Raw genomic sequence first — 12034 nt, 5'->3', positions numbered from 1 at the left:
CCGGCTCAGCGCAGGCTGATCAGGCCCTGACGGGCGACCCGTACCAGCTGCCCGATCAGCTCGGCATCGACCGGCTGCGCTTCGCCGCCGACCACCACCAGATCGAAGCCATTGCTGGGCAGCTGGGCCAGCGCCTCGGCGCGCGGGGCGGCGAAGCGGATCAGGAAGTTACGTGCCCCCGGCCAGTGCTTGGGCCAGCCTTCGAGGCTCTTGAGCAGGCGTGGCTGATGCGTACCGACCAGCAGTACATGCGGATGACGGTTGACCGCGGTACGCGGCAGAGAGGAAAAATACAGATGGGGGCGCGGGCAATTCATGGATGCAGTCTCAGCCTCGTAATCCCGCCGGACTGCGGTGGGAGGCGACACCGGCCAGCGCTTTAGCGGTATTCGCCCAACCGGGCGGCGCCCCGCAAGTTGCTCTTAAATCGGCGCCATGGCTGTCATCCTAGAAATCCCGGCACCGCCCTGTCAAGCCGCTTGCAGGCCAGGAGACGAATGTGTCGAGGCAAACCGAGACGAGTCTGCGCCTGTTCTTCGCCCTGCCCCTGCCGAGTGCGCTGCGCCAGCGCCTGGCAAGCTGGCGCAGCAGTCTGGCCCTGACGGGGCGCGCAGTTGCCCCCGGCGACCTGCACCTGACCCTGGTCTTTCTCGGCAACCAGCCCAGCAGCAACCTGGCACTGCTCACCGCCATCGCCGCCGGACTGCGCGGCCGGCCCTTCAGCCTGTGCCTCGACCAGCTGCGCTGTCGCCGCGGCGGCCTGTTGCTGCTGACCCCGCGCCAGGTACCGGATGAGCTACTGGCGCTGCAGCAACGCCTGCTGCAGGCCCTGGGCGAAGCCGGCGTGGCAGCCGATACGCGGCCCTACCACCCGCACCTGACGTTGGCCCGGCATAGCCGGCTGCCGGAAAAGAGCGAAGCCCGTGCCTTCACCTGGCGGGTCACCCGCTTTGCCCTGCTGGTCTCCCGGCAGCAAGCCAGCGGCCATGACTATCAGGTGCTCGGCGAGTGGTTGCTGCGGCCCTAGAGGCCTGGAGCAGTCGGCAGCCGGCCAGGGATTCGCCCTTGCGCGTTTCCCCTGGTAACACCTCGGCGAGCCGCCGAAAAGGCGTGAAATAGTAGCCTGAATTTGTAAACGTCCGTTTAGAGCCTTCGCTCTAAAAAATCAGCTGTTTGGCACATTTCCTGCCCTGTCAGCCCAGGCCGCCGCGCCTGCCCGGGATGGGCAGTGCTGGCCGAACGCATGGACAGCGCCCACCCCACCCATCGAGAGCATCCAATGAATAATAAGAAGACTCTGCTCGCCCTCTGCCTCGGCAGCGGGATCCTCCTCTGCGGCCAGGCCGAGGCCGGCCTGTTCGGCTCCACCGGCTACACCAAGACCAAGTACCCGGTGGTCCTGGCCCACGGCATGCTGGGCTTCGACAGCATCCTCGGCATCGACTACTGGTACGGCATTCCCTCCGCCCTGCGCGCCGATGGCGCCAGCGTCTACATCACCGAAGTCAGCCAGCTGAACACCTCCGAGCTGCGCGGCGAAGAGCTGCTGGAGCAGGTCGAGGAAATCGCCGCCATCAGCGGCAAGGGCAAGGTCAACCTGATCGGCCACAGCCACGGCGGCCCGACCATCCGCTACGTCGCCGCCGTGCGCCCGGATCTGATCGCCTCGGCCACCAGCGTCGGCGCGCCGCACAAGGGCTCTGATACTGCCGACTTCATTCGCCAGATCCCGCCCGGCTCGGCCGGCGAGGCCATAGTCGCCGGCATCGTCAACGGCCTCGGGGCGCTGATCAACTTCCTCTCCGGCAGCTCCAGCACCAGCCCGCAGAACGCCCTGGGCGCCCTCGAGTCGCTGAACAGCGAAGGCGCGGCGGCCTTCAATGCCAAGTACCCCCAGGCCATCCCAACCAGTGCCTGCGGCGAAGGCGCCTACAAGGTCAACGGCGTCAGCTACTACTCCTGGAGCGGCAGCAGCCCGCTGACCAACATCTTCGACATCAGCGACCTGCTGATGGGTGCTTCGGCGCTGACCTTCGACGAGGCCAACGACGGCCTGGTCGGCACCTGCAGCTCGCACATGGGCAAGGTGATCCGCGACAACTACCGGATGAACCACCTCGACGAGGTCAACCAGACCTTCGGCCTGACCAGCCTGTTCGAGACCGATCCGGTCACCGTCTACCGCCAGCACGCCAACCGCCTGAAAAACGCCGGTCTGTAATCCACCTGCCGGGGCCTGCGGGCCCCCTACGGTTGCCCGCTTACGAGTATCGCCGTGAATCGAAAACTGCTTGTGGCCCTGCCGCTGTTGATCGGCGCCAGCGTGGCCCTGACGTTCCAGCTCAACCCCATCGATGCCCATCCGGGCGCCACGCCTCTAGCGCCGCAGCCGGCCAATCAACCCGCCAGCGACCAGCGCCCGGCGCTGCCGGCCAGTCTCGGCGCGATCGCCGACCCTGCGTCCGCCACCCGCCCCGCCGCCCTGCCAGGCTCACTGGCCGGCACCGAAGTGGATGGCCGCTTCCGCCTCGACAGCGCCGGCAACCTGCTGATCAGCGAAGACATTCGGCGCATCTTCGACTATTTCCTGAGTACCCTCGGCGAAGAGTCGCTGGCCCGGAGCATCCAGCGCCTGCAGGCCTACATCGGCAACCAGCTGGCCCAACCCGCCGAAGGGCAGGCGTTGGCGCTGCTCGCCCAGTACCTGCAGTACAAGGAGCAACTGCTCAGCCTGGAGCGCGACCTGCCGCAACTGGCCAGCCTGGATGCCATGCGCCAGCGCGAGCAGGCCGTGCAAGCGCTGCGCGCCGCGATCTTCAGCGCCGAGGTGCACCAGGTGTTCTTCGCCAACGAGGAGGCCTACAACCAGTTCACCCTGCAACGCCTGGGCATCCGCCACGACCCGAGCCTGAGCGACACGCAGAAAGCGGTGGCCCTCGACCAGTTGCGCAGCAGCCTGCCGCCGCAGCTGCAGGAACTGATCGTGCCGCAGCTGCAGAGCGAACTGCGCACCCAGACCGCTGCCCTGCAGGCCGAAGGCGCCAGCCCGGCGCAGATCCAGCAGTTGCGCCTGCAACTGGTCGGCGCCGAGGCCACCGCGCGCCTGGAGGCGCTCGATCAGCGCCGCCAGCAGTGGACCCAGCGCCTCGACCAGTATCGCCAGGAGAAGGCCCGCATCGAGAGCAACGACGGCCTCAGCCAGAGCGACAAGGCGGCGGCCATCGATAGCCTGGTCGCAGAACACTTCGCGCCCCAGGAGCGCCTGCGCCTGGCTGCCGCCGAGGAGCTGGCCGCGGCCCGCGCGCAGACGCCTTGAGCGATGAGAAAGCAGACCGCCACAACGCACGAGGCCCGCATCAGCGGGCCTCGTTCATTGATTGCCGGGGCATTCAGCCGGCGATGCGGCGATCCAGGGACAACTTGCCGGCGCCTTCGAGGATCAGCGCCAGGCTGATCACCCCGAGCATCAGGGCATATTCGTAGCCGTTGGCGGTGATGAAGAAGCCATTGACCCAGTGCACGCTGAACATCGCCACCAGCGACACGACCAGCAGGGCCGCCGCCGCCGGACGCACCAGCAGGCCGATGACCAGGGCCAGGCCACCAAAGAACTCGGCACTGCCGGCCAGGGCCGCCATCAGGTAGCCTGGGGTGATGCCGATGCTTTCCATCCACTGGGCGACACCGGCCAGGCCATAGCCGCCGAACCAGCCGAACAGTTTCTGCGCGCCATGGGCGGCAAAGGTCAGGCCGGTGACGACCCGCAACAGGGTGATGCCGTAGCCGGCCTGGGTGGAGAGAGCGGTTTTGATCAGTGCGTTCATGGCATACATCCTGTTTGGGGGGAGTGGAAGTGCTTGGGTGTTGAGAGACAGATTAGATGATTTTATCGATTTTAAAAGTGCAATTTTGCGTATTTAAATATCGAATTGATCGATCAATCTCGCGCACTCACGGCACTTCCCTGCGGCTCCAGCAGATCGCGCTCGCGGTCATAGGCCAGGTAGTACTTGTTCACGCTGTTGACATAGGTGACCACGCCCATGCCCACCTGCTCCATGGCGATACGCTCCACCTGGAAGAACCAGCGATTGGAGTTCAGGCCGCGCCGCCTGGCCTCCGCACGCAGGCCTTGCACCCGCTGCGGGCCCATGTTGTAGGCCGCCAGGACAAAGGCCATGCGCTCCTCCTCGGCGATCTGCCGGCTGGCGAAGAACTCGCGGCGAATCCGCGCCATGTAGCGAGTTGCCGCCTGCACATTGCTGTCCAGCGCATGCACATTACCGACCCCCACGCTGCGCGCGGCGGCAGGAGTCACCTGCATCAGCCCGGTCGCCCCGGAGGCCCCGCGCGCGGCGGGATTGAGGGTGGACTCCTTGTAGGCCACGGCGGCCAGCTGCAGCCAGTCCAGGTCCTGCTGGCGGGCATGCTTCTGCAGCACCTGGCGCACCTTTTCCAGGCGCTGGCGATCGCTGCGGGCCAGCGGGTTGCGCACCTTGTACAGGCGCCGGTAGACCCGCTGAAACGCCGCATCCTGGTCGGCCGGCGCACGGTAGGCGGCGAGGAAGCGGTCGATGCTGGCACGCAGCATCGGCGCGTCGCGGCGCACGAACCAGCTCATGTCGCTGTCCTGGCCGAGCACCAGATGCCGCTCGATGCGCAGGCGCGGCATGACCTTGAGCCAGCGTTCGGCAATCGGCTGCTCCACCGCGGTCCAGGGATAGATGCCGGCCTGGACCATCTCCAGCACGTCCTCGACGGCCAGGCTGGAATCGGCCCACTCGATCTGGATCGGCGGCTGCCCGCGTTCGGCCAGGCGCCGGTTGACGGCCTGCAGGGCCTCGCCGGCGGCGCTGCCTATCGGCAGAGTCAGGGTGCGCCCGGCCATGTCCTCGAGCTTGCGGTAATGCCGGTTGCCGCGGTTTCCGACCACCACCAGGGGCACATTGCTGCGGATCGCCGCGCTGGCGCTGATGCCTGAACCGGTATGGGCGTCGAGCAGCTCGCCCGGCGCCACCAGATCGCCCTCGCCCTTGTGCAGCGCGGCGAGCAGCTGTTCCTTGCTCTTGGGGATGATCTTCAGGCGCAGGCTGCGGCCATCGCGGGCGTTGCGCGTGAGGTACTGTTCGAAGGCCCGCAGGCGGTGATACTCGACGCCGATCACTTGCCCCTTGATCTCGCCGGAGCTGTGCCGGCTCTGGTTGACCAGCACCCGCAGCTCGCCGCTCTTGCGGATCTCGGCCAGGTCGCGCGCGGCCCGCTCGCTGTGCCAGGCTTCCGGCGGCCCGGCCAGGCGCGCCTGGGCCGCCAACGGCAGCAGGGTCAGGCAGAGCAGGCACAGTAGCGCGCGGATCATCCGGCCTCCGGGTTGAGCCTGGCGCGAGGGGCGCCGGGCCGACTGAGAGTCCCCGCGAGCCGACGAGTTCCGACCCAGGGGGGCGCGGAGATTGTCACAGACAACCGTGTGGCGCTAGCCGAAGCTGGTAACCGACTTCAAATACCATAGCTAACTCAATGTAATTGTTGACTTTATTATCGAGCAAAGCAGCTCTGTTATGCTGCCCGGCGCAGCCCGGAGGTAGCACCATGCAACTCATCGACATCGGCGTCAATCTGACCCATCCCAGCCTGGCCCGCCAACGTGACGCGGTACTCGCCCGCGCGCGCGAGGCCGGCGTCTGCCAACTGGTGCTGACCGGCACCAGCCTGGCGGAAAGCGAACAGGCCCTGGCCTTCTGCGACGAACTGGATGACAGCGGCCAGCGCCTGTTCAGCACCGCCGGCGTGCACCCCCACGATGCCAGCCAGTGGAACGGCGACAGCGCCCGCCAGTTGCGCGCCCTGCTGAGCCAGGCGCCGATACGCGCGGTGGGCGAATGCGGGCTGGACTTCAACCGCGACTTCTCCCCGCGCCCGCAACAGGAAAAGGCCCTGGAAGAACAACTGGCCCTGGCGGTGGAGCTGCAACTACCGGTATTTCTCCATGAGCGCGAGGCCGGCGAGCGGCTGACCGCCATCCTGCGCGAGTTCCGCGACCGCCTGCCGGCTGCGGTGGTGCACTGTTTCACCGGCGAGAAGGCCACGTTGTACGGCTATCTGGACCTCGACCTGCATATCGGCATCACCGGCTGGATCTGCGACGAGCGCCGCGGCACCCACCTGCAGGCGCTGGTGCGCGAGATCCCGGCCGGCCGCCTGATGCTGGAGAGCGACGCGCCCTACCTGCTGCCGCGCAGCCTGCGCCCCAAGCCCAAGAGCGGGCACAACGAGCCGGCCTTTCTCGGCGAGGTCATGCGCGAGGTGGCCCTGCAGCGTGGCGAAAGCCAGGCGGCACTGGCGGCACACACCACCGCCAGCGCCCGGGCTTTCTTCAACCTGCCGAGCCTGGCCGACTGATCAGGCGAATACCGTGACGGTCTGCCGGCTCAGCGCCAGCAACTCGCCGCCGGGACTCCACAGGCCGGCGGCAATGTGCCCGTAGCCGTCGCGGGCGTGCTCGATCTCGGCGTGGTACAGGCACCAGTCGTGGGTGGTCAGCTTGGCCACCGGCTGGACGAACTCGATGGTCCAGGTCAGCGAACTGCCGGGAGCCGGCGCCCGCAGATGGGACAGCGGGATCGGCGGCCAGGCATCGACCAGGGCCAGCAGATGCGCTTCAGTGACCTGGTCATAGGCCACATCGCTGCGCAGGCGCACCCAGCCGCCCATTTCCCGCGAGGTGTTGCCGCTGAAGGGCATGCCGCCGAGGCCCCAGCGCATGGCCAGGAAGCGGGTGTATTCAGGGGTGACGCCGGCTACATAGGGCAGCTCGTGGCATTTCTCGAGCGGCTTCATCGCCGGCGCCGGCACGGCCGGCACGTCGATCACCGACTCGCGCGAGGCGCCGAAGCTGCCCTGCATCAGCGCCACCACCTGGCCACCCTGCACCACCCGGCCGAGCATCTGGCTGACCGCCTTGCCTTCGCGCAGCACTTCGCTCTCGAAGGCCGCCGGCTCGCCCATCAGCAACGGCCCGACAAAGGTGATCGACAGCGAACGCACCGGGCGCCCGGTCGGCACCTTGACCCGCATGGCCTCGTACAGCATGGCGGCGACCAGGCCGCCGAAGGTGGCCCGGCCCTGGCCCCAGAGCGGCGGAACTACGACGTGTTGCGGGCGGTTGTGCACCGCCTGAATCAGTTCGGCAAAGGTCATGCAGCGGTCTCCAGTTGTCTGCCCCGCAGCTTAGGAGAAAAGCCCCCCGTTGCGGGAGGGGCTCCGGCGACAATTATGCGCAGAAATCAGCGCTCATCCGGCGCAACGGGGAAGTAGCCGAGCAAGGCCTGCAGTGCCACGTCGGCCTCTACCTCGGCCTGTTCCAGGCGCCGTTGCCAGTCGGCGGCACAGGGCGCCAGATCGGGCTCGGCCGGCAGCCGCGCCAGCCACTGCAGGTGGTCATGCCAATCGCCCAGGGCACTTTGCGCGCTGCGCAGGGCGACGCTGGCCGGGGCCGGCAGTTCGGCATACTGCGGATAGGCCTCGGCGCCGTAGCGCAGGCGCTTGATCAGCAGGCGCAGGCGGTGCCGGTCATGCGCCGGATCGCGCAGCACCTCGGCCAGGCGCAGGGCCTGGGCGCGCAGGTACCGGCGAATGCGCTTGCCGTCGCCGCGCCACTGGCCGGCCTGCGCCATCTCGCGGCAGCTCGCCGGCCAGTCGTCGAGCACTTCGAACAACTGCTGCAGCGCCTCACTGCCGAGCAAGGCCTGGTAGCCCTGCAGCAGCGACGCCTGGCGGCGCCGGGCCAGCAGCCGATGGCCCTGCTGGTGCAGTTCGCCGGCCAGCACCTCGAGGTCGCGCCACGGCCCGCTGAGCTGGCCCAGCGCAGCCGCGGCCTGCTCCAGCTGCGCGCAGGGCGCCTGGCGGCGCAACGGCCGCAGCAGGCTGCGCAGCTTGCGCAAGGCGATGCGCAGGTCGTGCAGCGCCTCGCCATCGGTCTGCGCCTGCAGCCGGGCGCAGCAGGCATACAGGCGCACCTCCAGGGCGAGAACCTGGGCCTGCAAATCGTTCAGCACTACCGACATCGCTTGTCTCCCTGCCATCACTTACCGCTATCGCTAACCACCACTCAGTGTGGCCTGCGCCCAAGCCTTCAACTAGGCAAATCATTCCGCCGCTGTTTATCCGCTTGGTGCGCGGCGCCAGGGCAGTGCCCGGCGCAGGCGCTGCAGGGCCTGGCGCAACTGTTGCGGGGCACCTTGCTGGCCGGCATAGCGCTGCGCCTCGAAGGCCTCGGCGAACGCGCGGATTTCCCGCGCCTGGGCCGGCAGGGCCTGCGCCGCCCGCCCGGCAAAGGCGCGCACGCCCTCGCCGCGCTCGCGCTGCAGGCCCTGGCGCGCCAGCAGGCGATCGAAGCGCCGCAGCAGGCGCTGCTGCGGATCCCGCTCGCGGCGCCAGGGCTTGAACAGCCATAGCGCCACCAGGGTCAGCACCCCGCCGCCACCGCCGACCAGGGCCAGTGCCAGGTTCTGCCAGTCGAGGCTGCCGAACCAGCGTTGCAGCAGACGCAGCTGCTGTTCGCCGCGGTAGCCGAGCACCCAGCGCTGCCAGCCATAGTTAAGGTTGTCCCAGCTCAGGCGCAGGTCGTTGAGCCAGCCGACATCCCGGTAGCGCAGCAGCGACAGCGGCGACTCCTCGAGGAAGCTCTGCTCGGCGGCTACCGCCTGTTCCAGGCCCAGCTCGATGCGCTCGGGCGCCACCTGGAAAGTCGGGTCGACGCTGACCCAGCCCTTGCCGACCTGCCAGTACTCGACCCAGGCATGGGCATCGAACTGGCGCACGGACAGGTAGTTGCCGGCCGGATTCAGCTCGCCGCCCTGGTAGCCGGCCACCACCCGTGCCGGAATTCCCGCCGCCCGCAGGACGAAAACCATCGCCCCGGCGTAGTGGGCGCAGAAGCCCTGGCGCGTGCGAAAGAGGAACTCGTCGATGCTGTCCTGCCCCACCGGCGGCGGCTTGAGGGTGTAGCCGTAGGGTTCGCGATTGAAATGTTCCAGCAGCGCCCCGACCAGGGCCTGCGGTTGCGGGTGCCGGCGCTGCAGTTGCGCGGCCCAGGCCCGGCTGCGCGGGTCACCGCCGTCCGGCAGCTGCAGGGTGCGCCGCGCCACGCCTGCCGGCAGCTCGGGCTGGCGCACCGCCTGCGGCCAGGACTGCACCCGGTAGAGCAGGTTCTGCCGCACCGGCTGCCCGCTCTCCAGGCGGAAATCGCCCATCTGCCGCACCCCGGGCAGGTCGCTCTGGCCGACATCCAGGGCAAACAGCCAGGGCTTGCCGCTGGGCTGCATGACGATGCTGTAGTCCAGCGCCGCGCCCTGCCTGCTCCACTGCGCCGGGTTCGGCAGGCGCGCCGCGGGCGACTGCGACCAGCGCCGGCCGTCGAAGTCTTCCAGGGTCAGGGCACGCCAGTACAGCTCGCCGCGCGGCGGCACCGCCCCGCTGAAGCTGGCGCGAAACGCCAAGGCATCGGAACGGCTGAGCTCGGCGATATCGGCCGGCGCCATGCTGTCGGACAGGCCGGTGAAGGCCTTGTTCGGGCTGGGCAGGCTCCACAGCGGCCCCAGGCGCGGGAAGAACAGGAACAGCAGCAGCATCAGCGGCAAGGCCTGCAGCTGCAGGCTGACTGCCAGTTTCAGGGTGGCCCGCGGCTGCACCGCCAGGCCGCTGTGCTGCAGGCCGATCAGCGCCGCCAGCAAGGCGGTGACCGGCAGCAGGCTGTACAGCGCGGCCAGCAGGCTGTCATCGAACAGGTAGGCGGTCACCACCACGAAGAAGCCGAGGAAGATCAGCACCAGGGCATCGCGCTTGCTGCGCATTTCCAGCAGCTTGAGGATAAAGGTCGCCACCAGCAGCAACACCCCGGCATCCAGGCCGATCAGGCTGCCGCGCGAGAGCCACACGCCGGCGGCGGTGCCGATCAGCAGTGCGACCCGCACCAAGGTGCCCGGGTAACTGGCACGCATGCGGTACACCTGGATGCGCCAGCCGGCACACAGCAGCCACAGGCCGATGATCCACGGCGGCAGGTGCAGCAGGTGCGGCAGGATCACCAGCACCTGGGCCAGCAGCAGCCAGCTCAGGGCGATCCGCGGGATCGGCTGGACGCCGCTCATGCCGCCACCCCGTACAGCGCCAGGGCGCGCAGGCAGGCTTCGCGGTGCGCCTCGCCATGGCTCGGCGCCAGCTCCGTGCCGGGCAGGCGCAGGCCATAGGCCTGCTGGCGGCCGTCCAGCTGCAGCACCCAGTGGCACAGCAGCGACAGGCGCGCCTCGGGGTCGCCACCGATGGCCAGGAAATCCAGCCACAGGTCACGCCCGGCCAGGGCGGCAAAATCCTTGACCAGCAGCCCCTGGCCGCGCGAGTAGGCCTTCCAGTGCAGGCGCCGCTTGGAATCGCCGGGCTGGTAGCCTTTCAAGCCCTGGTAATCGTCGGCACCGCGCCCGTGGGCGCGCACGCCCTCGTCGTCCTCATCGCGGCCACGGCCGGCCGCCAGCGGCAGGTCCCCCGGCAACGGCCGCGGGTAGACCAGCACCGCCTGATCCAGATCGACCCAGCTCCAGGCCACCAGGATGCCCAGCGGGAAGCGGCTTTCCACCCGCATGCGCGGCGGGTGCAGCCAGCCCCGGCGCGTGGCCGGCAGGCTCAGCTCGCATTCGCGCTGGCCCTGGGGCGGGATATCCAGGGTCTGCAGCTCGGCCGGCGGCCAGCCCAGGGCCACCGCCTGGTGGGCGTGCTCGACGCTTTCCAGGCGCACGCGAAAACGCGCCTGCTCGCCGACGAACACCGCGCCACTGACCCCGGCCTTGAGCAGCAGGCCGGAAAAATTGCGGTAGGTATGCAGGATGGCGACGATGAACAGCGCCGCCAGCATGAAGGTCAGGCCGTAGGCCAGACTGTTCTCGTAGTTGATCGCCGCCAGCAGCATCAGCAGCAGGGCCAGGCCGAAGGCGCCGCCGACCCGGCTGGGCATGATGAAGATGCGCCGCTGGTTGAGCTGCACCTGGGCCGCCGGCGGAATACGCCGGGCGATCCAGCGCCGCCAGCGGGCCCGGCCCCGTTCGCCCAGGGTCAAACCGCCGGCACCTCGCGCAACAGCCACTGCACCAGCGAGCCACCGCCGTGGCCGCTGGGGTCGGCTCGTTCGCGCAGGCGATGGCCGACCACCGAGGGCAGCACCGCCTGCACGTCTTCCGGGATCACGTAGTCGCGGTTGCTCAGGAAGGCCCAGGCGCGCGCGGCCGCCAGCAGCGCCAGGCTGGCCCGTGGCGACAGGCCCCAGGCAAACTGCGGTTCGCTGCGGGTCGCCTCGACCAGGCGCAGCACATAGTCGACCAGCGCATCGCTGGCGCGCACCTGGGGAATCAGCGCCTGGATCGCCGCCAGTTCGGCATGGTTGAGCAGGGGTTGCAGCCTGGGCAGCAGCTCGCGGCGGGTCTCGCCGAGCAGCAGGGCCTTTTCCGCGGCCTTGGCCGGGTAGCCGAGGGACAGGCGCATGAGGAAGCGGTCCAGCTGCGATTCCGGCAAGGCGAAGGTGCCGCCCGAGCTCACCGGGTTCTGCGTGGCGATGACGAAGAAGGGCTCCGGCAGCGGCCGGGTGGCGCCCTCGATGGTCACCTGGCCCTCCTCCATGGCCTCCAGCAGCGCGCTCTGGCTCTTCGGCGTGGCGCGGTTGATCTCGTCGGCCAGCACCAGCTCGGCGAAGATCGGCCCCGGGTGGAAGGTGAACTGCCCGCTGTCCTTGTCGAACACCGAGGTGCCGAGGATGTCGCCGGGCAGCAGGTCGGAGGTGAACTGGATGCGCTGATAGCTCAGGCCGAGGATGCGCGCCAGGGCCTGGCTCAGGGTGGTCTTGCCCATCCCCGGCAAATCCTCGATCAGCAGGTGCCCGCGGGCCAGCAGGCAGGTCAGGGCCAGGCGCACCTGCGGCTCCTTGCCCAGCACAATCTCGTTCACCGCCTGCAGTACGTCATCCAGCTTGGTGCGCATGCGCCACTCCTTCTTG

General features: G+C 68.8%; 12 protein-coding genes. 4 read left to right on the top strand and 8 right to left on the bottom strand.

What is annotated here, in order from left to right; genetic code table 11:
* Positions 1 to 5 precede the first annotated feature (5 nt).
* Positions 6 to 317: a class I SAM-dependent methyltransferase gene (locus tag GV001_RS12660; protein ID WP_160080339.1), complete on the bottom strand. Its 312-nt coding sequence runs from the start codon at positions 315 to 317 to the stop codon at positions 6 to 8.
* Between the two features lie 182 nt (positions 318 to 499).
* Here GV001_RS12660 and thpR point away from each other — a divergent pair, with 182 nt between their 5' ends.
* From thpR to GV001_RS12645, 3 genes are all read left to right on the top strand, one after another.
* Positions 500 to 1027 carry an RNA 2',3'-cyclic phosphodiesterase gene (gene thpR / locus GV001_RS12655; protein WP_160080337.1) on the top strand — a complete coding sequence of 176 codons (528 nt, stop codon included), beginning with the start codon at positions 500 to 502 and terminating at the stop codon, positions 1025 to 1027.
* A 252-nt stretch (positions 1028 to 1279) separates the two neighbouring features.
* Positions 1280 to 2221 (top strand): triacylglycerol lipase, encoded by a 942-nt coding sequence (locus tag GV001_RS12650; RefSeq protein ID WP_160080335.1) that lies wholly within the window; start codon positions 1280 to 1282, stop codon positions 2219 to 2221.
* Between the two features lie 54 nt (positions 2222 to 2275).
* Positions 2276 to 3316, top strand: coding sequence for a lipase secretion chaperone (locus GV001_RS12645; RefSeq protein ID WP_256664914.1), 1041 nt, complete (start codon positions 2276 to 2278; stop codon positions 3314 to 3316).
* Between the two features lie 73 nt (positions 3317 to 3389).
* On the opposite strand, the gene GV001_RS12640 is transcribed toward GV001_RS12645, so the two are convergent.
* Positions 3390 to 3824 (bottom strand): DoxX family protein, encoded by a 435-nt coding sequence (locus tag GV001_RS12640; RefSeq protein ID WP_160080333.1) that lies wholly within the window; start codon positions 3822 to 3824, stop codon positions 3390 to 3392.
* Positions 3825 to 3937: 113 nt separating this feature from the next.
* Positions 3938 to 5356 (bottom strand): transglycosylase SLT domain-containing protein, encoded by a 1419-nt coding sequence (locus tag GV001_RS12635; protein WP_160080331.1) that lies wholly within the window; start codon positions 5354 to 5356, stop codon positions 3938 to 3940.
* Between the two features lie 230 nt (positions 5357 to 5586).
* On the opposite strand from GV001_RS12635, the gene GV001_RS12630 reads away from it, so the two are divergent.
* Positions 5587 to 6396: a TatD family hydrolase gene (locus GV001_RS12630; RefSeq protein WP_160080329.1), complete on the top strand. Its 810-nt coding sequence runs from the start codon at positions 5587 to 5589 to the stop codon at positions 6394 to 6396.
* Here the strand turns inward: GV001_RS12630 and GV001_RS12625 are convergent, their stop codons facing one another.
* From GV001_RS12625 to GV001_RS12605, 5 genes are all read right to left on the bottom strand, one after another.
* A complete protein-coding gene (locus GV001_RS12625) occupies positions 6397 to 7194 on the bottom strand; it encodes an acyl-CoA thioesterase II (protein WP_160080327.1) in 798 nt (265 codons plus the stop codon).
* 86 nt (positions 7195 to 7280) lie between these two features.
* Positions 7281 to 8060, bottom strand: a complete 780-nt coding sequence (locus GV001_RS12620; RefSeq protein WP_160080325.1) for a CHAD domain-containing protein — start codon at positions 8058 to 8060, stop codon at positions 7281 to 7283.
* Between the two features lie 96 nt (positions 8061 to 8156).
* The gene (locus GV001_RS12615) at positions 8157 to 10145 is read right to left on the bottom strand and encodes a DUF3488 and DUF4129 domain-containing transglutaminase family protein (RefSeq protein ID WP_160080323.1); all 1989 of its coding nucleotides are present in this window, start codon (positions 10143 to 10145) and stop codon (positions 8157 to 8159) included.
* Complete coding sequence (locus GV001_RS12610) at positions 10142 to 11098, bottom strand: DUF58 domain-containing protein (RefSeq protein WP_256664998.1); 957 nt, start codon at positions 11096 to 11098, stop codon at positions 10142 to 10144. Before GV001_RS12610 ends, GV001_RS12615 begins: the two co-directional genes overlap by 4 nt.
* A gap of 2 nt (positions 11099 to 11100) precedes the next feature.
* Complete coding sequence (locus GV001_RS12605) at positions 11101 to 12018, bottom strand: MoxR family ATPase (RefSeq protein ID WP_160080321.1); 918 nt, start codon at positions 12016 to 12018, stop codon at positions 11101 to 11103.
* Positions 12019 to 12034: the final 16 nt, after the last annotated feature.

Source organism: Pseudomonas sp. 8AS, from assembly GCF_902506505.1.
Lineage (GTDB): Bacteria > Pseudomonadota > Gammaproteobacteria > Pseudomonadales > Pseudomonadaceae > Aquipseudomonas.
This window is presented reverse-complemented; position numbering and strand designations above follow the sequence as displayed.

Excerpts from the sequence above, each read along its gene's own strand:
- GV001_RS12605 (WP_160080321.1), bottom strand. The coding sequence starts at position 12,018 with ATGCGCACCAAGCTGGATGACGTACTGCAGGCGGTGAACGAGATTGTG.
- GV001_RS12635 (WP_160080331.1), bottom strand. The coding sequence starts at position 5,356 with ATGATCCGCGCGCTACTGTGCCTGCTCTGCCTGACCCTGCTGCCGTTG.
- GV001_RS12640 (WP_160080333.1), bottom strand. The coding sequence starts at position 3,824 with ATGAACGCACTGATCAAAACCGCTCTCTCCACCCAGGCCGGCTACGGC.
- GV001_RS12625 (WP_160080327.1), bottom strand. The coding sequence starts at position 7,194 with ATGACCTTTGCCGAACTGATTCAGGCGGTGCACAACCGCCCGCAACAC.
- GV001_RS12660 (WP_160080339.1), bottom strand. The coding sequence starts at position 317 with ATGAATTGCCCGCGCCCCCATCTGTATTTTTCCTCTCTGCCGCGTACC.
- GV001_RS12630 (WP_160080329.1), top strand. The coding sequence starts at position 5,587 with ATGCAACTCATCGACATCGGCGTCAATCTGACCCATCCCAGCCTGGCC.
- GV001_RS12615 (WP_160080323.1), bottom strand. The coding sequence starts at position 10,145 with ATGAGCGGCGTCCAGCCGATCCCGCGGATCGCCCTGAGCTGGCTGCTG.
- GV001_RS12620 (WP_160080325.1), bottom strand. The coding sequence starts at position 8,060 with ATGTCGGTAGTGCTGAACGATTTGCAGGCCCAGGTTCTCGCCCTGGAG.
- GV001_RS12650 (WP_160080335.1), top strand. The coding sequence starts at position 1,280 with ATGAATAATAAGAAGACTCTGCTCGCCCTCTGCCTCGGCAGCGGGATC.